The sequence below is a fragment of the Mucilaginibacter sp. genome (assembly GCF_041660805.1).
Taxonomy (GTDB): domain Bacteria; phylum Bacteroidota; class Bacteroidia; order Sphingobacteriales; family Sphingobacteriaceae; genus Mucilaginibacter.
On the sequence record NZ_JBAZVP010000020.1, the window covers coordinates 1 to 20,149 of the forward strand.

Genomic DNA, 20,149 nt, shown 5'->3' on the forward strand with positions numbered 1-20,149 from the left:
TTTTCGTTTCTTTGCCATCCCACAAAACAATGACTTGGTAGCTCAGCCGGTAGAGCAACTGACTCTTAATCAGTGGGTCGAGAGTTCGATCCTCTCCCAGGTCACCTTTGAAGCCTTTCAGCGTAAGCTGAAAGGCTTTTTTTGTTAGGATAATGTTTGTATAATGTTGAGTTTGTGGCTATAATTTCATTATTAATTCTCATTGTAGTAATATGTAATTTATCTTCTTGTAATACCTTACAAGAAAAATTACATGAATTTCCAAGCCGTTAGTATTCCAAGTGTTATCGAGCGATATAACCAAACGCTGATAAATGTATCTTCCGATCCTGAAAAATGTATCCAAATTTATGATGCTTCTGCCGGTTACCTGATTGGCGACCTTGCACTTACACAAGGTTATGCGCCATATCGTAATTTAAATAGTTCACCTTCAGAGCTTGATTATCAGTTATTGGCTAAAGCGGGGCTGTTAGTGGCTTCGGGCGCAAAATCTGGTGAACTGGTGCTTACAACCGGATTCCCATACACAACATACGAGCTATATAAACAACAGGCGGTTGATTTTTTTACCCCTAAGGATGTATTTATCGAATTTAATTCAGATACCTATTCTACCAATATACATAAGAGAATACAACTTACAATTCGTCATTTTGAAGTAATGCCCGAAATATTGGGATGTATTATGGCTATTAGAAAAGGCCTTAAACAGCAGGGTAATTTTTTTGTAGTGAGCCTGGGCTATGGCACCTGCGAGACCGGGTTAAGCATGGATACAGGTTTAATTACCCGTACCTGCATGAGCGTAACCGGTTTGCGTTATGCCGTTAATAACCTTCATGCAGAATTAAGCAAAAGTTATAATTTGGGGATGAAGAACGAACATATGGTTAATCAAAGTTTCCAAAGTGGTAAAATAGTTTTGGACCGTAAGCGGAAAGACCTTGTGGAAATCCGACGGAATCATTTAGCTAATTATTATGATGAGGTAATATCGCCCACATTAAAAAAAGCGTTTATAGATGCTGATTTTGAAAAAGCTGACACATTATATCTTGTAGGAGGTGGAGCGAGATATCCCGACCTGGTGGATTGCTTTAAAGCGGAATTTGATGGTATAGCAGAAATAGTTGTCCCGGATGCGGCTGAGAACATGGCTAGCTGGGGTTATTACCTACGTTCTGCACAATGGTGCGGACCTGGTCTTTCAGGCCAGGCGGTTGGTTTAGATATTGGTAATGCTTATACAGTAATAACCAAAGCGAAACTTAAAGCTGAAGAAACCAGTTATAGAACAGAGAAACAGCCATTTATCCTGAAAGTATAGATATGTTGAATGCTTAAAAAACTGCCTTATTTCTATATTAAATTAAATTCCCCGGGAAACTTCTGGTGAGGTTTTAGGATTTTTTTTATTAGATGGAAATGTAAATAACCATGACAGGTAAGGTGTTTTAGATATCGGCCTGAATATTACAGATGGGATAATAATACCGGCTATTGTTGCTATAGAAATATTCATTACAGGATTATATATTTTGAATATCTTGAACAAAACAATTCTCATTCCGCTTATTACCAAAATATGTGAAAGGTATATGGCTAACGATAATCTTCCGACTCCAATAAAGAATTCTGACAGCTTTTTAGAGGTTGCCCAATGAGAAATTTGCATAATGAGCAATGATCCTGAAATAGCCACTATAATAAACAGGTAGTTATAATTGAAAGTGTGTGTTTGATTGGTTGCAAAATATAAATATTCAATAACACAAAAAGCAATTGCATTTACCAATAAATACATATTACTTTTTAATATTAGTAAAAAGCGGTTGTTGAACTGTGAAAATATAATCCCTGCATCAAAAAATATTAGGTTCTGAAAAATGTGTGCAAATGGTCCTAAAGTTGGGTTTAAAATAAAATAGCCCAGCCAAAGTATTAACGATAAAAACAGGCCATATTTTAAACTTATTTTAAAGCTGACAAAATTGATAATGCAGATAAAAAACAGGGCATACAAAAACCAAAACTGCGCCCTGGGTATAAATATGCACCATATTAACATATCCGGAGATGTTTTGTGGGTAGTGAGATTACTCAACAAAATTTCAACAGCGGTTTGCAACAATGACCAAACAACAAAAGGGTATACCAGGGTTTTAAGCTTACCTGGTATAAATCCTGCCTGATTTTTTATAAAGGAATTGTAGAAAGTGTATCCCGACAATATAAAAAACAGCGGCATGTGAAAGCTGTAAACAAATGTATCGGAGTTAAAATAATAAGTTGCGTTAAGCGCGTGTGCATCATATAACCCCCTTACAACATGCCCATATACAACCAATATAATTCCAATTCCTTTTGAACAATCAATCCATAATAGTCGTTTGGTAGTGCCATTCTTTTTAATTTCCATTTAGTTGTTATTGTAATATCAGCGGGTGTGCTGGTCAATAACATTTAAAACCAAGGCCTTGTTTGATACCCAATGAAAAATAATTAACTAGTAGAACATTTATGGTTGTATAAATATATAATTTAACCAATGGGGCAATGTTTTATCACTTGGAGGTATTGCACTGATTTGATGAAGCAAGCTTTATTGCCTTATTCAGTAGTTCGGTATTATACCTCTCCAGTAAATTTAAATACTTATCCTTCCAATGATCATCGCCACCGGTTTTATTGTTCACCTCCAAAAATACAACGGAAGACTTTGGCGCATACATTCCTTTAAAATCTTCACTGGTAAACAATAAAGGAAACTCTTTAGAAAAGTCATGCCTTATAACGTATCCTATTCGGTAAATTACATCCCATTTTAGTTCTTTTTGATTGAACCAATTATACATAGATCTCCGATTTACCTCCAAAGCTTTGGCTAAATCACTTATACTATATCCGTTTTTCCGTACTATGTATTCAACTATTTGTCCTTGATGAGTGTTCATTAAACTTTATAAATGAAACTACACTAACACAAATTAACACCCACTTTAAAAGACATACAACTTTAGGTTGTTAAATATTTATAGGTAATGATAATATTTAAATGTGCTGACATTTAGGCTATTATTATTAATTATTGGTTAAATGGCCTCATTTAAATTGTTTAGCTATTTAAAATGGTTGTATTACAATTAATACAGGTGTATAGTTTAATATATACACTAAAAAAGAGTAATTCATTAACTGAAAGGACTAAAGTCAATTTTTTGGGTATTTATTGTAACTCTTAATTTCAAAACCATCATCAAAGCACTCGCGGGCATTCATAACAAAACGCCATAAATACACCTTTACGCCCTATTTAGTAACGGCTTTACCTTTTCGCCTAATAACGCAATGGCTTTCATGATTTTTTCATGCGGCAGTTTGGCATTATCCATTTGAAAGGTAACCCGTGAAATACCGCCCAGTGCTTCGCTGTGCCGCATTATCTTAGCGGCTACTTCTTCCGGTCCGCCAATTATGATGGCGCCTTTGGGGCCGGATACGGCATCAAAAGCAGGGCGTGTTACTGGTGGCCATCCACGTTCGCGGCCAATTTTTGTGAAAGTTTCGGCATAGCCAGGATAATATTCTTCAATGGCCTGTTCTGTGGTTTCTGCTACATAACCAAGCGAATGCAAGCCTACTTTAAGTTTTTCGGATGCATGCCCGGCTCTTTTACCGGCCTCCCTATACAAATCAATAAGTGGGCGAAAACGGTGTGTTTCACCACCAATAATGGCTACCATCAGCGGCAAGCCAAGCACCCCTGCACGTACAAATGATTCTGGTGTGCCACCCACGCCCAGCCATACAGGTAATGGATTTTGAATAGGTCTGGGATATATACCTTGTCCGGTTAAAGCAGGCCTGAACTTGCCCGTCCAGTGTACGTGTTCATTATTTAAGATCTTTATTAACAGTTCCAGCTTTTCAGAAAAAAGCTGGTCGTAATCATGTAAATTAAAACCAAATAAAGGGAAGGATTCGGTAAAAGATCCCCGGCCAACCACCATTTCGGCGCGGCCGTTAGAGATCAGATCAAGTGTGGCGGCATTTTGGAAGACCCTTACAGGGTCGGCAGCGCTTAATACGGTTACTGCACTTGTAAGGCGTATTTGTTTGGTGCGTGCAGCAGCAGCAGCCAGTATCACAGCAGGAGCAGAGTCTAAAAACTCTTTACGGTGATGTTCGCCAATGCCAAATATATCAAGGCCTACGCGGTCGGCTTGTTCAATACGGTCAAGCAATTGGCCCATGGCCTCCGCATCAGTAATATTTGGCCCGGTGCCCTTAAATGCGGCTGCAAAACTATCAATTCCAATTTCCATAGGTATATATAATATTTATTGCAAAATACACTTAAATAAAAATAGTTGTGCTTGCCATTTAGCAAAATGACACCGGATAAACTTAGGGAGATAATGTATGCTAATGAGTATGTTAACCCGTAAAGAGCTTATAAAAGTCGAAGAATTTTTAACCTCAAACTTCGTATTTAATATCGGCGTTTAATATAATAATGTTGTTGTGACTGATTAATATTCGGCTAAAACATTAAAGCCAATACCGGCAATTCCCACCTTTTCCCATTTATCCTGGCTTGTATCGCGGGATATAATAGAACCGCTTAATAAACTTGCAGAGAACATAACTCCATGGCCGCGTGCATTTTGGATCCATTCAAGGCTTACAAAAAATTTGTCTTCAACTATAATATTATAGGGCTCGAGATTAAGATTTATCTTCTCCTGTCCTTTTCGTATCGTCAAAAAGATGTTTTGATTCTGTAACAGCTGGTCGGGCATACCGTCCTTCACAGTATAAAAATTAAGGCGAAGCATAACCGAATCAACTATTCCGCTTGCAATAGAGGCGTTAAACTGTTTAAGAAAGGTAGGAGATTTTTTTATTTTAATGATGGTTCCTATTTCATTACCAAGCCTGTTGCTCTTAAAACCGGCATTGCCAGATTTTGATTGTGTGGTATTGCCCAGTATAACTTGCTTCCATTTATGGTTATTTACCTTTACTTCCTTTAACTGGGTAATGGTTGGTTGCAGCAAAAGGGTTTTATATGAATCAGCATTTTTAACAAAATCTGCCACCTGATAGGTGAGCGGTTTATAGCCTATCATAGATAGTTTTAAACTATCGGCATCATGGTTAGCTAAATTAAGCTTATAACGGCCCGCACTATCGGTAACAGTACCTACACTTTTACCTATAATACCCACATTTACATAGGGCAGGGGCTGGTCGGTTTTAGAATCTTTAACTACACCGTCAAAAACCTGTGCATGAGCAAATAATGCCGGGAAAATAAATAAGGCAATAAAATATAAATGTTTCATGTAGTTATGACGCGCCGCTATTTGGTTCGTTACGCCATCGCGTACATTTCTTCGCGTTGTTTTTGAACTACTTCGCTGTTAATGTATTCATCATATGTCATAAGCTTATCAATTACACCGCCCGGGGTTATCTCAATAATTCGGTTAGCAACAGTTTCAACCAATTCATGATCTCGTGAGGTAAAGATAATATTCCCTCTAAAGTCTTTCATGCCGTTATTTAATGCGGTAATTGATTCCAGGTCAAGGTGATTGGTTGGTTCATCAAGCATCAAAAGATTGGCCGACTGTAGCATCATGCGACTAAACATGCAGCGCATTTTTTCACCGCCGCTTAATACATTGCTTTTCTTCAACACTTCTTCGCCGCTAAATAACATACGGCCTAAAAAGCCACGGATGAATTGATCGTCCTTATCGCCGGTTGAATACTCACGTAACCAGTCTATCAGGTTAAGATCCTTGCCTTTAAAATATTCGGCATTATCAATAGGGATATCTGCAGCGTTTACCGTAACGCCCCATTTAAAGCTGCCCTGGTAGTCTTTATCACGCCCGGTTAAAATATCATAAAGGGCCGATGTGGCTAAACTGTTTTGTGACAGAACAGCAACCTTATCACCTTTATTTAGCATGAAATTTATGTTAGCAAAAAGCATTTCACCGTTCAGGCTTTTCCCCAGCTTTTCAATTTGCAATACCTGGTCACCAATTTCGCGGCCCTGGTTATTGAATATAATCCCAGGGTATTTGCGGTTTGAGGGTTGTATCTCATCTAAATTAATTTTATCAAGCGCTTTTTTACGACTGGTTGCCTGCTTTGATTTAGATGCGTTGGCACTAAAGCGACGAATAAATTCCTGTAATTCTTTTACGCGGTCTTCAGTCTTTTTATTCTGATCTGAGCGTTGTTTTAAAGCCAGCTGGCTTGATTCATACCAGAAAGTATAGTTACCGGTGTAGATGGTCATTTTAGCAAAATCAATATCTACTACGTGGGTACAAACTGTATCTAAAAAGTGCCTGTCGTGAGATACTACCAATACAATAGCTTCGTACGATGCCAGGAAATCTTCCAGCCAGGTAACGGTGTGTATGTCCAGATCATTGGTAGGCTCATCCAATAATAAAATATCGGGTTTGCCAAACAAAGCCTGCGCTAATAACACACGTACCTTTTGAGTGTTATCTAAATCTTTAACTAATTTATAATGGAATTCTTCTTTTATGCCCAGGTTACTTAATAGGGTAGCTGCATTGCTTTCAGCATTCCAGCCATCCATTTCAGCAAAAAGATTTTCAAGTTCACCTGCACGCTCGCCATCAGCATCTGTAAAATCCTCTTTTAAATAAATAGCATCCTTTTCTTTCATAACGGCATACATTTCCTTGTATCCCATCATAACTGTTTCAATTACAGTAAAATCATCAAAAGCATAGTGATTTTGGCTTAAAACAGCCATACGTTCGCCCGGCGTAAAACTTACCGAACCGCTGGAAGGATCAATCTCGCCTGATAATATTTTTAGAAATGTTGATTTCCCCGCTCCGTTTGCCCCGATAATGCCATAGCAGTTTCCCTGGCTAAATTTTAGGTTAACATCTTCAAATAATGTTCGTTTTCCGTAACGTAGAGATAAATTAGATACCGTAATCATGCTGCACTTATAATTTGTGCAAAAATACGGTAAATACTTAATTTAATTAAATGGGAGGGTGTTTTACCCGGGGAATTTTTTATCGGGCTATTATTCTACAATTAGCAACATTTTATCCACATTTATTTAAAAGTTTATTGCAGTATGACTTATTCTACGTATAATTAAGGATTATAACGCTCTGGAATAGGATTTGCTAAAATTCTATCAGATAACCAATTTTTTATAAACCAATTATTCTAACACCCCCGAAGTCATGATAATTACTATTGTAGTTTGCCTGTTCGTAATAAATGCAGTTATTATGATATATGATGTAAAAGTCAATAAAGACATTTAAGCATATATCATACAAACGATTATTTAAACAGCCCGGATAAGTTCTGCGTCTCCTCGTTAGCAAGTTTTTGTAACGGGCCGGATGCCATCATCCTCATAAGCATATTAAGATCTGCTGTGATGGTAAACTTCGCCTGCGCGGCTTCGCCGCTTGCAAATAATTCCCATTTAAGCTGCATATCAAATGGCGGCTTTTCGGCAGGGATGATAATTATCTCGCGGTTTGTGATGCGTCCGCTTATTTTTAAGGAAAGCCTGGTAATATTCTCAATATTAAAGCTGGCTTCATTATTTGTTGATTGCCAGTCAGTTATATTATCCGGCATTAGCTGCCTGTGATTATTCATATCAGCCAAAAAGGTGTAGATCTGGTCAACAGGCCTGTTAATTGTAACAGTACTTTCAAAAACATTCATGTTATTGTCCCCAGGTTGATGGTTGTTCGCGCCATTGTTTAAGCATTTCTACATCGCCGGCAGATATATACTGGTGCGCTTCAGCGTATTTTATTAAAGCGTTGTAGTTAGATAATGTAAAAAACGGGCATTTTGCTTCTTTAAAATTCTCGGTTGCAATATCAAATCCATAGCTAAAAATAGCAGCCAGGCCGGCAACCGTATAACCTGCTGCCCGTAAAGCATCCACCGCTTGCAGGCTGCTCTTACCGGTAGATATCAGATCCTCAATTACTACCACACGTTTTCCCGGAGAAATTTCGCCCTCAATTAAATTACCTGTGCCGTGTTCTTTAGGTTTAGCGCGTACATAAATAAATGGTAACCCTAATTCTTGCGCTACCAATGCGCCTTGTGGTATGCCTGCTGTAGCAACACCGGCAATACAACCAACAGAACCAAACATTTCTTGTATAGCAGAGGTTAATTGCTGGCGGATATAGGTACGAATAGTAGGGTGCGAAAGAGTGATGCGATTATCACAATATATAGGCGATTTCCAGCCCGATGCCCATGTAAAAGGATTATTAGGTTGTAATTTAATTGCTTTAATTTGCAGCAGAAATTCAGCTACTTGCTCTTCTGTTTCACTATTAATAAACATGGCTCAAAAATACAGAATTTATATTAACGAAAAAGTAATTTTGCTTACTTCAGTACCGCCTGCACACGCTGATAGATTTCAATTAATTGATAATGAGTATTTTGATTTGAAACTTATTTATCATTGGGTTGATAAACATGATGCTAAACTTTTTTATGTGCTTTGCGATAATGCGAAGAAATTGCTCAATAAGGTTATCAAAAACATCACGTTGATTGAGGCCGCCGGCGGACTGGTAAAAAACCAAAAAGGCGAACATCTTTTTATTTATCGCAATGATAGATGGGATTTGCCAAAAGGGAAAATAGAGAAAAACGAAAAAACAAAAGTTGCTGCTGTACGCGAAGTAGAAGAAGAATGTGGTATAAAGGTAGACAAGTTGGAAGATAAGATTTGTAAAACCTATCATGCCTATATTTACAAAGGCGAGGTAGTATTAAAAAAATCACATTGGTTTAATATGAAGTATACAGGTAAAACCAAACTTGTACCGCAAATAGAAGAGGGCATAACCGATGTGCGTTGGTTTAACCACGGGCAGGTAGAAATGATAGTTCAGAATACGTTTCCATCCATAATGGATGTACTGGAAAAAGCCGAACTAATTAAAGATAAGGCAAGGCTTCTTTTGGAATAAACTGTGTTACATCGCCGTTATAACGGATAATTTCACGTACTATGCTTGAACTTATGGATGAGTAACCCGGTTTACTTACTATAAAAATGCTTTCAATTTCGGGCTCTAAAGCATGGTTCATTTGGGCAATGGCTTTTTCATACTCAAAATCTGATACGGTACGTATGCCGCGTATCATATAATCGGCACCAATGCTCTTGCAAAAATTTACGGTTAACCCGTCGTAAGCAACAATATGTATCCTGTCGTCATGTGCAAAAACGGCCCGCAGCATATCCTCACGTTTGGCAACAGTAAGTAAGCCCTGTTTGTTGCTGTTAACGCCAATACCAATGTATACCTTATCAAACAGGCTTACAGATCGTTTTACAATATCTACATGGGCTTTGGTGACCGGATCAAACGAGCCAGGAAAAAGGGCTATTTTCATATACAGGATAACAAAATTGCTTTACCAAAAGTAATAATGATTTTTAATGTGTTGCAAAATAAGCAATATTAATTGTTGGCGATAAGTTCTTCCACACTATAATATATCTTCAGACCTGCAGCTTTGGCAACCTCTATATCTCCGTCGGCCCCTTTTGATGCACCGGGTATCCTTAAAACCGCGTCGCATTTAGTTAGTAACCGCCTGGCAATGGGGTATGATATTTCTTCATAAGCCTCATCACCGGGATGTTTTGAACCAGCCTGGTTCAGAAGGGGTAAGGCAAACCATTCGCCTATAACCGGTATATGCCCGGCCCTGAAGATTGGGAGAGCAGCTTCTTCCATTCGCCGTAAATTTTGGGCCATAAGTATCGAGTCATCATTTGTGCCCGACCGGTAAGGGCCTGCTATTAATATGGTCAATATTTTTTTCATGCTACCAGTGAGTTTAATTGAGCGTATTGTAAAAGCATTATTGTTTTAGCATCTTTTATTTCGCCGGTTTTTATTTTATTCAAGGCATCAGCTAACGGCACTTCTAATACCTCTATGTTTTCGTTCTCGCCGGCCGCACCGCCGCCTTCGTTAACTTTCATGTCATTGGTATACTCTGCTATAAAAAAATGTAATATCTCGGTAACAGACCCCGGCGACATGTAAGCTTCAAACACTTTTTTTACGTCGGTAATTTGGTAACCGGTTTCTTCTTCAGTTTCTCTTTTAATGCATTCTTCGGGGTTATCATTATCTAATAATCCGGCGCAACATTCTATCAGCATCCCGGTTTCGTTGCCATTAATATAAGTGGGCAGCCTAAATTGTTTAGTTAATATTACTGATGATTGCTTTTTATTATATAACAAAATTGTTGATCCGTTGCCCCTGTCATAAGCTTCTCGTTCTTGTGTAATTACAGCACCGGTATTGTCTGTAGCATCAAATGTTACTTTTTTTAGCGTGTACCAGTTGTTTGACAGTATCTCCGTTTTAAGAATATTAATGTTTTTCAATTGATTGTTTTTGATTAATAATGATTATTTTTGATCAAAATAAAACTATTAATATGAACTTTCAAAAAAGAAAGCAGAAAATATTTGATGAGTTAAATAAACATGGTGAAGTAGACATAAAAAAATTGGCATCGGATTTTAATATTTCAGAGATTACAGCCCGGCGAGACCTTAACCAAATGGCCACAGATGGTATGCTTTACCGTACTCACGGTGGAGCAGTAAAAGTAAATCCGCTTGAAAAGCCGCATAGCTTTGCAAATAAAGCCGCTCAAAACTATGAGGTTAAAGATGCCATTTGCCGTAAAGCAGCTACACAAATAAATGATGGGGATATCATTTTTATGGATTGTGGCAGTACCGTTTTTAGGTTATGCCAGTTCATTAAAAATAAAAAAATAAAAGTTATAACAAATTCATTACCTGTTATTTATGAACTACAGGATTGTGCTGTAAGCTTAAATGTAATTGGCGGCGAGCTTGATAAAGAGAGGCAGGCTGTACATGGTACTACCGCAAATGAACATATATTAAAATATAGGGCAAACAAGGCTTTTTTAGGTGTGGATGGGATATCAGAGAATGGGCTTTTTGCCAATAGTGAAAATGAGGCTGCTATAACTACAGCATATGCATCAAATAGCGCGTACACTTATATATTATGTGATGCTGGCAAAATAGGAAAGGAAACCTACTTGAAATTTGCCGGGCTTGATTTAATCAACGCTGTAATTACCAATGCCGATGTAAACGAATTGAAAGGCATTGAAGAACAGGGCGTAGCTATATTAAGCGTGAAAGTTTAATTATCCGCTTTAAAAAATGAGAAGGACGAATGCCCGTATTTGCGTTGCTCTGTAAAGGCAGGGTGATTGCTCAAATTTTGCATGGATTGATGCTCAACTATCAGCATACCATCGGGCTTAAGGAGTTTTTTATCAAATATGATCTTCGGTATCTCGGGTATCTTATTCAGGTCATACGGTGGGTCGGCAAATATCAGGTCATATTGCTCGGTTTCCATATCCAGGTATTTAAAAACATCGGCCTTAAAAGCTTCAATTTGTGTTAAACCATGCTGGCGAGATGCATCTTTAAGGTAATGTACACATTGAATGCTGCGGTCAACCCCGGTTACTTTTTCCGCTCCGCGCGATGCAAATTCCATAGCAATGTTACCTGTGCCGCTAAAAAGATCAAGCACAGTAATGTTATCAAACTCAATTTGATTTTGCAGGATGTTGAACAGCGCTTCTTTTGCAAGATCAGTTGTGGGGCGTACGGGTAGGTTTTTAGGCGGATTAAGCCTCAGGCCCTTTAGTTTTCCTCCGATGATGCGCATAACGACAGGGCAGCAAGGGTTAATATTTTATGTGGATCAACTTTCTGCGGAAGTTCTAACAACTCTATAGTATTTAATTTTACCTCATTAAAAAACTCCGCCAGATAGGTAACGCATTTATCGGCCTGGTTAACATCTCCGCTCATAATAATGGTTATATTTTGTGCATCTAAATTTAGTTCCTTAGCAACAAAAGCACTATAATAAGCCAGCTCTTCGTGGTTTTTGTATGTAAAGGTGTTATAAAAACGAAGATTGGTATTAGAGAAATTCAGAAATTCGACAGTACCATCTGCAATATTAACGTACAGGTTTGTATCTGCCGGTTCGCTATTTGCAATAGCGGTTATCCAGCCTTTAGCTTTATAATTTACAGCCGGGTTATTAAACACAGACAGGTTGGCAGTCAAATTCTGGTTAACCTTATAAATAATTATGTTATCATTATCTACCGGCTGAAAATGTACATTTTCATTATCCTGTACATCAAGCAAACGCGCAATATCAGCTACATAATCTTTATCAAACAAGTTATTTGGTAATAAAGTAAAGCCGGTTGAGGCCAGGCCGATAATTACTTGCTTATAATTTGCTGTTAAAATATCCTGCAAAGCCTGCAGGTCTTTCAGCTCATCTAATGGATAATCTTCTACCCATGAAAGCAGCAGTTTATTAAAAGTTATTGCGTAATTAAATGAGTTCGCGTTAATCTGCAGTAACAAATTATAGCTATTTGCCTGGTTAAGGTTTAAACTCTCGTCGGTAAAATAATGTCTGTGCTTGCTCATGCAGTTCAGCAAAAGTAATATTTTTTGAATTACTTAATTAACATACTTATAACCATTTTTGCATGTGCCTTTAATTGATCATATAAGTAAATCTTTTCCGCATGAGCCAACGCCCCAGCAGCAGGAGTTGTTTGGCAAGTTGCATGCTTTCTTATTAAGTGATGATGGCGACGAGTGTTTTATTCTGAAAGGCTATGCCGGTACAGGTAAAACTACCGTGTTAGGCGCATTGGTAAAGGCATTGCCTAATTACAATTTAAAATTTGTATTGCTGGCACCAACGGGCCGTGCCGCTAAGGTTATTACCAATTACTCGGGCCGTAAGGCGTTTACTATTCACAAACGCATCTATCGTAAAAAATCAGCCTTAAATGTTGATGAATCTTTTATGATAGCCGATAACTTAAGCACTAATACGTTATTCATAATAGACGAGGCCTCCATGATATCTGACGAACTAACGGGCAACAACCGCGAAACTTTACTGCATGACCTGGTTAACTACGTTTATAATACTAAAAACTGTAAGCTAATGCTGGTGGGCGATACGGCACAACTGCCACCTGTAGGAGCAGACGATAGCCCCGCGCTGGATGAAAAATTAATGAAGGATCAGTTTGGATTGACTATACATGCTTACGAACTAACGGATGTATTGCGCCAGCAAAAGGATTCGGGCATATTATTTAATGTGACCAAGGTGCGCGATATTATTCGTGAGGGTAAAGAAAGCATGCCGCAGATTGTTACCAAAGGTTATAAGGATGTGTTTAGAATGGGAAGCGACATGCTGGAAGAGGGATTGAACTATGCTTATAATAAGTATGGTTACGATAGCACACTCATCATTTGCAGATCAAACAAGAATGCCAACCTATACAACCGGCAGATCCGCGGCAGGATATTAATGCGTGAAGAAGAACTTACCGGTGGCGACCAATTAATGGTGGTGCGTAACAATTATTTTTGGCTGCAGGATCAGGAAGAGGGCAGCACCGGTTTTATTGCCAATGGCGATATTGCACGCGTGAAAAAAGTGCGCCGTTTTGAGGAGATGTACGGTTTTAGATTTGCTGATGTACAACTGGAGTTTATTGATTATGCCGAAGACCCGGTACTGGATTGCAAGATATTACTGGATACGCTTTACTCCGAAGCCCCGGCCCTGCAATCAACCGACCAGAAAAGATTTTACCTGGAGGCAATGAAAGATTATGACCACATCCCTAATAAGCGGGCCAAACATGAAGAGTTAAAACTAAACCCGTATTATAACGCCCTGCAGGTAAAATTTGCCTATGCCATTACCTGCCATAAAGCCCAGGGTGGCCAATGGGGCGCTGTATTTGTTGACCAGGGATATCTTACAGATGAAATGGTCAACACCGATTTTCTGCGCTGGTTCTATACTGCCTGCACCCGCGCCACTGATGAGCTTTATTTAGTGAACTTTAACAATAAGTTTTTTAAGGAGGCAGCGAGTGATAAGTTTTAATATTGTAGCAAAGCGGTCATATCTTAAAGACTTACCATCTAATTTGCGTTAGGCAGTTCAATAATGAACGTGCTGCCCATGCCTTCCTGGCTTTGTACGCTTATTTTACCCTTGTGGCTTTCAATAATTTCCTTTACAATACTTAGGCCAATACCGGTAGACCGTTCGCCTTTAAGGCCTGTGCGCCCCGCGCCAGAGAAGCGTTCAAACAAGTTAGGTATCATGTGTTGAGGGATACCCAGGCCACGGTCTTTTATTTTTATCATAACATTGCTGTTAACAAGGCTCAGATGTACCTCAACTTTATCATCGTCTTTTGAAAACTTTAACGCGTTACTTAACAAATTATCAATCACTCTCGGGAATTTTTCATGGTTAATACGGGCATAAGCGGTTTTAGTATTGCTTATAAACGCAATATTCTCTTTGCTGCCTTGTTGTATCTTCCAGGTATCTACAACACCCTGTAAAAATTTATTCAACTCGGTTTTGGTAGTGTCTATGCTGCCGCCGTTTAAGTTTTCATTCCGGGCAGCTTCTAACAAATCATCAATAATAGTACGTGCCTTCACACATGATTCACGCATCATAGTTAAATTATCCTGGGTATCTTCGTCAATGTCTTCCATTTCCATCAGCATCGCTAAAGATTCCACTGCTGCAATAGGGTTTCGCAGGTCATGTGCTACGGTACCCAGCACCTGATTTTTAAATGTATTGGCTTTTTCAATTTCTGTATTTTTTTTGCTGATCTCAATAATTTGCCCGTAATAGCTTGCCTTATAGGAGAAAAAATAACGCGATGTAAGGTAAAAGCAGCAAAGCAATATGGCAGATATCATTTGGTTATGCGTCATTTCTGTAGGACCCGCTTGCGCATGGAAAAGCAGCATGGTGAACATCATTTCTATACCCACCAGTAGTACCATAGTTTCATACCATTCAAATATAAATAAGAAGCTTACTATACTTAAAGCAATCAGGTAAAGGGTAAGTGCATTGCTGGGGTCTGAGGTAGATATAAAGCTGGAGTACATGCCGCATACAATAATGTACAGTGCAAAAACAAAAACAAATAAAGCCATCTCTGCCGATGCTTTTTTTGTTTTTTTTAACTGTTGTACAAGCAGGTGACTAAACAGGTAGAAGAAGGGGGTTGCAATTATAAATACCCAATTAATGTAGTTAAATTCCGGAAAGTTTCGTGCTTTTGTAAGGCTTTCAGGAAACACATAGTAACATATCCTGATTATTAAATTAAGCGTTAAAAATATAAAGCTTGCTGTGCGTACACTTAATAAATTTTGATAAGTATAATAGTTGCGAAAGGCTGTACTATATTTATTAGGTAATTTGGTAAAAAAGTGGGTTTCCAATGCTTTATTGTGTGGTTTCCAAAAATATTAATTATTTATAAGCCTCTCAAAATTAATATAATTCCTGAAAAGGACTTATGGGGCAAAGCATGATTTTGACAAAATGACGGATTGAATACATTTTAAATGCCAATTGTTCAGAAAACAATGTGTGGCAAACGTTTTGAGCGGATATTAGTACTATGAATTTTAACAACTTTACCATAAAAGCACAAGAGGCCGTACAAAAGGCATCTGAAATTGCAACCGGTAATCAACAACAAGCCATTGAAACCGCACATTTGCTAAAAGGGCTGTTACTGGTTGATGAAAATGTTATTACTTACCTACTAAAAAAATTAAACGTTAACCTTAATAGGTTAAATGATATACTGGATACACAGATCTCGTCTTTCCCAAAAGTTAGCGGAAGCAATGTTTATCTGTCATCAAACGTAAACTCTGTTTTACAGAAAGCAACAGGCTATTTAAAGGAATTTAAAGATGAGTTTGTATCTGTAGAGCACATTCTGCTGGGCATTTTATCTGTGAACGATAAAACATCGGAAGCTTTAAAAGACTTTGGAGTGAACGAAAAAGATCTGAAGAAAGCTATTGTTAGTTTGCGCGGCGATAACAAGGTAACCGACCAGAATGCCGAAGCTACTTATAACGCGCTAAATAAATACGCACGTAACCTAAACGAGTACGCGGAATCGGGCAAGCTTGATCCTGTTATTGGTCGTGACGAGGAAATTCGCCGGGTTATACAGATCTTATCGCGCCGTACAAAAAACAACCCTATACTGGTTGGTGAGCCCGGTGTTGGTAAAACCGCTATTGCCGAAGGTATTGCCTTCAGGATAATAAAAGGTGATGTACCCGAAAGCCTGAAAACCAAAACCGTTTACTCGCTGGATATGGGCGCGCTTATAGCTGGTGCCAAATACAAAGGCGAATTTGAAGAGCGCCTAAAAGCCGTTATAAAAGAAGTTATACAAAGCGATGGCGAGATAATACTGTTTATTGACGAGATACATACCCTGGTTGGTGCAGGAGGTGGCGAAGGTGCTATGGATGCTGCAAACATCCTGAAACCGGCCCTTGCCCGCGGCGAATTAAGAGCTATAGGTGCAACAACCTTAAATGAATATCAGAAGTACGTTGAGAAAGATAAGGCGCTTGAACGCCGTTTTCAGAAAGTAATGGTTGATGAACCTGATACTGCCGATGCTATATCCATTTTGCGGGGATTAAAAGAGCGCTACGAAGCCCATCACAAAGTACGCATTAAAGACGAAGCGATAATTGCTTCGGTTGAGATGTCACAGCGTTATATATCTGACAGGTTTTTGCCGGATAAGGCCATCGATTTAATGGATGAGGCTGCTTCTAAACTCCGTTTGGAAATGGATTCGGTGCCGGAGGCCGTTGACGAACTGGAACGCCGCATTATGCAGCTGGAGATAGAACGTGAGGCTATTAAACGTGAAAAGGATGACAGTAAGGTTAAGGAACTGAGTGAAGAGATAGCCAACCTATCTGCAGAGCGTGATTCTTTACGCGCCAAATGGAAAGGCGAAAAGGACCTGGTTGATGGCATTAACCAAAAGGTTGAGCAAATTGAAAATTACAAACTGGAAGCCGAGCAGGCCGAACGTGCGGGTGATTACGGTAAAGTAGCCGAATTACGGTACGGAACCATTGTGGAAGCACAGCAGGAGGTTGAAAAATTAAAAGCCGCTTTACTGGAAAATCAGCAGGATAGCCGCATGCTGAAAGAAGAGGTTACTGCCGATGACATTGCCGGTGTGGTTTCCCGCTGGACAGGCATCCCGGTTAGTAAAATGATACAAAGCGAGCGCGAAAAGCTGCTGAGCCTTGAAGATGAGCTGCACAAACGGGTAGCAGGGCAGGAGGAAGCGATTGAAGCTATTAGCGATGCGATACGCCGCAGCCGTGCCGGTTTACAGGATAAACGCAAACCAATTGGTTCGTTTATATTTTTGGGCACTACAGGTGTTGGTAAAACAGAGCTGGCTAAAGCACTGGCTGAATACCTGTTCAATGATGAAAATTCATTGGTGCGTATTGATATGAGTGAATACCAGGAACGTCATTCTGTTTCAAGGCTGATAGGCGCCCCTCCGGGATATGTGGGTTACGACGAAGGCGGACAGTTAACTGAAGCCGTTAGGCGCAAACCATACAGCGTAGTATTGTTGGATGAGATAGAAAAAGCGCATCCGGATGTGTTTAATATCCTGTTACAGGTATTAGATGATGGCCACCTTACCGATAATAAGGGCAGGGTGGTGAATTTTAAGAATACAATCATCATCATGACATCTAATATCGGCTCACATATCATTCAGGAAAACTTCCAGGAGTTAGAAGATGATAATAGGGAAGAGGTGATAGCTAAAACAAAAAATGAATTGTTTAACCTGTTAAGGGCAACCATCCGTCCGGAGTTTTTGAACAGGATAGATGAAATTATTATGTTCACCCCGCTGAGCCGTGATGAGATCACAGACATTGTTAAGCTTCAGTTTAAACAGGTGCAGCAAACCCTTGCCGAAATGGGAGTGACCATTGAAGCATCAGATGAGGCGCTGGATTGGCTTGCACAACTAGGGTACGACCCGCAATTTGGTGCAAGGCCGCTTAAACGTGTTATACAAAAGAAAATTCTGAACGAGCTATCAAAACAAATACTGGCCGGTAAGGTAGATAGGGACAGCAAGATAAAGCTGGATATGTTTGATAATAACTTTGTGTTTCTAAACTCTTGATAATAACCAGGGTTTGGCCCATGGAGAGTGAAAATTATAACGCTATCATATATTAAAGGAGTTGCCCCGGAACGGGCAACTCCTTTTTTGTTTTAGGTAATATTTTGATTGTTTTTTTAATTAATAGTGTAAAAAATTAAAATCACAAAAACTTAACAATAAGTTAATCACATTCAACCGGTTAACTGTAACTTTTTTGTGGGTTTTAAACGTATAATTAAAAGTTAACTAAAACACACTCTCACAAAAAACATTTATGAATTACTTTACTAAAATTAAATTTTCTGCGCTTGCTTTTATGGTGACCGGATTATTGATCACAGGCTGCCAAAAATCTGAAGGTGTTAAAACTTCAGAACCGGTTTCTGTATTATCAGCTAATAGTACAGTTAGCATTCAGGCTGTATCATTAACTCAGGGATTTGAGGTTGGTGCAACCAGCCCCAAAACAGCTTATGATGTTTCGCCAAGCGGCTCATCAAGTGGAGACAACGTTACAATTTCAGGGAATTCATGGAACATGTATGAGGCTTTGATAGGCAACTTAGCTGCTGATCAAAAAGCAGGCTCATGGTCGGCGCGTATGCGTAACAGCGGAAAAATTACAATGCTTTTTGATGTAACTACCGGTATCAGCACAGTAACTTTAAAATCTGCAACTTACAGCGGTGATGTGGCAAGTACCTGGGGATTATTCTACTCGATAAACGGTGGCAGCAGCTGGACACAATCCGGCGCCGCAGTTACTACAACATCAACCCTAACATTAAAAACTTTTACCATTACCCAAACCGGTAACGTTAGGTTAGAGATCCGCAAATTGAGCGGTGGCACAAACCGTATCAATATTGATGATATTACCATTAATGATAATGGTGGCGGTAGCGGTGGTACAGTACTTACCGGCAAAAAGTTTCTGTTTGATGCCAGTCACTTAGAAAATGCAGGCAGCGCCGATTGGCAAATTGATGCAGACGGTACCGAAAATGTTCCGATGTATACGGGCGGCACAACTGTTGAAACCAAAGCACAACGTTTTCCTACACCATCATATACTGGTATAACTTCAACTACTGCAGAGAATTACTGGAAAGGTGCTATGTCTGCATGGGCGGTTGAACTGGTTAAAAAAGGTGAGTTAGTTGAATCATTACCTGTAGGTATAGCTATTACTTATGGCAATGCCTCAAACGTACAGGATTTGAGTAATTATGATGTATTTGTAGTTGTTGAACCTAACCGTTTATTTACAGCTGCCGAAAAAACCGCTATTATGAACTTTGTATCGAACGGCGGCGGGCTGGTTATGATAGCTGACCATACCGCAGCAACAACAGCAGGTACCGATGCTAATGGCTACAACCCATCAGATCGGGATGGTGATGGCTTTGATTCGCCCCGTGTTTGGAATGATCTGATGACCAACAATGGCATCAACAATAATAATCCGTTCGGCTTCACCATAAATTATGTTGATATAAGCGAAGGCCCATCAACCAATGTTTACACAGGCGCCAATGCCAATGCAGCAAAAGTATTGAACGGTGCGGCTGGCACAGCTTCAAAACTGGCTTTCTATAATGGAGCTGTTGCAACATTAACACCGGCAACAAATGCCAACGTACAGGGCTTGTTTTGGCGTAATAGTGCTACCAATGGCGGTAACACTGGTGTTATGTCATTATTAGCAACGTATGGTACAGGCAGGGTATTCTTTGTTGGTGATAGCTCACCATCTGATGATGGTACCGGCGATACCGGCGACAACTTGTTTAACGGTTGGTCTGGCGATTCACCTTCAGGCTTTACCTCGCACCCGGCATTGCATTTAAACGGAGCGCTATGGGCTGCCAAGGCACAATAAGTAAGAATTTTTTAGTTTCAGTTT

At 39.3% G+C, this 20,149-nt stretch carries 19 protein-coding genes and 1 tRNA gene; 7 read left to right on the plus strand and 13 right to left on the minus strand.

Translation table 11 applies throughout. The features are described from left to right. Positions 1 to 31: 31 nt before the first annotated feature. Positions 32 to 104, plus strand: a tRNA-Lys gene (locus WC743_RS19775). A 149-nt stretch (positions 105 to 253) separates the two neighbouring features. Beyond that, positions 254 to 1,330, plus strand: a complete 1,077-nt coding sequence (locus tag WC743_RS19780) for a hypothetical protein (RefSeq protein ID WP_373014801.1) — start codon at positions 254 to 256, stop codon at positions 1,328 to 1,330. Positions 1,331 to 1,372: 42 nt separating this feature from the next. On the opposite strand, the gene WC743_RS19785 is transcribed toward WC743_RS19780, so the two are convergent. The 7 genes from WC743_RS19785 to pyrE form a co-directional block, all read right to left on the minus strand. Next, entirely contained in the window at positions 1,373 to 2,422 is a 1,050-nt protein-coding gene (locus WC743_RS19785; protein ID WP_373014803.1) for an acyltransferase family protein, read from the minus strand. Between the two features lie 145 nt (positions 2,423 to 2,567). After that, the gene (locus WC743_RS19790; RefSeq protein WP_373014805.1) at positions 2,568 to 2,858 is read right to left on the minus strand and encodes a hypothetical protein; all 291 of its coding nucleotides are present in this window, start codon (positions 2,856 to 2,858) and stop codon (positions 2,568 to 2,570) included. Positions 2,859 to 3,305: 447 nt separating this feature from the next. Beyond that, positions 3,306 to 4,328 (minus strand): LLM class flavin-dependent oxidoreductase, encoded by a 1,023-nt coding sequence (locus WC743_RS19795; RefSeq protein ID WP_373014807.1) that lies wholly within the window; start codon positions 4,326 to 4,328, stop codon positions 3,306 to 3,308. Between the two features lie 207 nt (positions 4,329 to 4,535). Next, a complete protein-coding gene (locus tag WC743_RS19800; RefSeq protein ID WP_373014809.1) occupies positions 4,536 to 5,351 on the minus strand; it encodes a carboxypeptidase-like regulatory domain-containing protein in 816 nt (271 codons plus the stop codon). Between the two features lie 29 nt (positions 5,352 to 5,380). Next, the gene (locus WC743_RS19805; protein ID WP_373014811.1) at positions 5,381 to 7,009 is read right to left on the minus strand and encodes an ABC-F family ATP-binding cassette domain-containing protein; all 1,629 of its coding nucleotides are present in this window, start codon (positions 7,007 to 7,009) and stop codon (positions 5,381 to 5,383) included. Between the two features lie 359 nt (positions 7,010 to 7,368). Beyond that, positions 7,369 to 7,764: an SRPBCC family protein gene (locus WC743_RS19810; RefSeq protein ID WP_373014813.1), complete on the minus strand. Its 396-nt coding sequence runs from the start codon at positions 7,762 to 7,764 to the stop codon at positions 7,369 to 7,371. A 1-nt stretch (position 7,765) separates the two neighbouring features. Next, positions 7,766 to 8,407 (minus strand): orotate phosphoribosyltransferase, encoded by a 642-nt coding sequence (gene pyrE / locus WC743_RS19815; RefSeq protein WP_373014815.1) that lies wholly within the window; start codon positions 8,405 to 8,407, stop codon positions 7,766 to 7,768. Between pyrE and WC743_RS19820 the strand changes: the two genes are divergently transcribed. Continuing rightward, the gene (locus WC743_RS19820) at positions 8,406 to 9,044 is read left to right on the plus strand and encodes an NUDIX hydrolase (RefSeq protein ID WP_373014817.1); all 639 of its coding nucleotides are present in this window, start codon (positions 8,406 to 8,408) and stop codon (positions 9,042 to 9,044) included. The genes pyrE and WC743_RS19820 overlap by 2 nt on opposite strands. Here the strand turns inward: WC743_RS19820 and coaD are convergent. The 3 genes from coaD to nudK form a co-directional block, all read right to left on the minus strand. Beyond that, positions 9,013 to 9,474, minus strand: a complete 462-nt coding sequence (coaD, locus tag WC743_RS19825) for a pantetheine-phosphate adenylyltransferase (protein WP_373014819.1) — start codon at positions 9,472 to 9,474, stop codon at positions 9,013 to 9,015. The genes WC743_RS19820 and coaD overlap by 32 nt on opposite strands. Positions 9,475 to 9,542: 68 nt before the next feature. Continuing rightward, a complete protein-coding gene (locus WC743_RS19830; protein WP_373014821.1) occupies positions 9,543 to 9,911 on the minus strand; it encodes a DUF4406 domain-containing protein in 369 nt (122 codons plus the stop codon). Beyond that, on the minus strand, positions 9,908 to 10,486 hold the full coding sequence (gene nudK, locus WC743_RS19835) for a GDP-mannose pyrophosphatase NudK (RefSeq protein WP_373014822.1): 579 nt from the start codon (positions 10,484 to 10,486) through the stop codon (positions 9,908 to 9,910). The genes WC743_RS19830 and nudK overlap by 4 nt, the downstream gene beginning before the upstream one ends. 53 nt (positions 10,487 to 10,539) lie before the next feature. On the opposite strand from nudK, the gene WC743_RS19840 reads away from it, so the two are divergent. Beyond that, positions 10,540 to 11,292 (plus strand): DeoR/GlpR family DNA-binding transcription regulator, encoded by a 753-nt coding sequence (locus tag WC743_RS19840; RefSeq protein WP_373014824.1) that lies wholly within the window; start codon positions 10,540 to 10,542, stop codon positions 11,290 to 11,292. Here the strand turns inward: WC743_RS19840 and rsmD are convergent. Continuing rightward, a complete protein-coding gene (gene rsmD / locus WC743_RS19845; RefSeq protein WP_373014826.1) occupies positions 11,289 to 11,828 on the minus strand; it encodes a 16S rRNA (guanine(966)-N(2))-methyltransferase RsmD in 540 nt (179 codons plus the stop codon). The two genes, WC743_RS19840 and rsmD, sit on opposite strands and share 4 nt — an antisense overlap. Further along, positions 11,804 to 12,616, minus strand: coding sequence for a DUF3822 family protein (locus tag WC743_RS19850; protein ID WP_373014828.1), 813 nt, complete (start codon positions 12,614 to 12,616; stop codon positions 11,804 to 11,806). Before WC743_RS19850 ends, rsmD begins: the two co-directional genes overlap by 25 nt. 64 nt (positions 12,617 to 12,680) lie before the next feature. Here WC743_RS19850 and WC743_RS19855 point away from each other — a divergent pair, with 64 nt between their 5' ends. Then, a complete protein-coding gene (locus WC743_RS19855; protein WP_373014830.1) occupies positions 12,681 to 14,111 on the plus strand; it encodes an ATP-dependent RecD-like DNA helicase in 1,431 nt (476 codons plus the stop codon). Between the two features lie 38 nt (positions 14,112 to 14,149). Here the strand turns inward: WC743_RS19855 and WC743_RS19860 are convergent, their stop codons facing one another. Then, on the minus strand, positions 14,150 to 15,487 hold the full coding sequence (locus WC743_RS19860) for a sensor histidine kinase (protein WP_373014832.1): 1,338 nt from the start codon (positions 15,485 to 15,487) through the stop codon (positions 14,150 to 14,152). A 182-nt stretch (positions 15,488 to 15,669) separates the two neighbouring features. On the opposite strand from WC743_RS19860, the gene clpB reads away from it, so the two are divergent. Together clpB and WC743_RS19870 are read left to right on the plus strand one after the other, a co-directional pair. Then, positions 15,670 to 18,261 carry an ATP-dependent chaperone ClpB gene (clpB, locus tag WC743_RS19865; RefSeq protein ID WP_373014834.1) on the plus strand — a complete coding sequence of 864 codons (2,592 nt, stop codon included), beginning with the start codon at positions 15,670 to 15,672 and terminating at the stop codon, positions 18,259 to 18,261. Positions 18,262 to 18,517: 256 nt separating this feature from the next. Then, entirely contained in the window at positions 18,518 to 20,125 is a 1,608-nt protein-coding gene (locus WC743_RS19870; protein ID WP_373014835.1) for a hypothetical protein, read from the plus strand. Positions 20,126 to 20,149 lie beyond the last annotated feature (24 nt).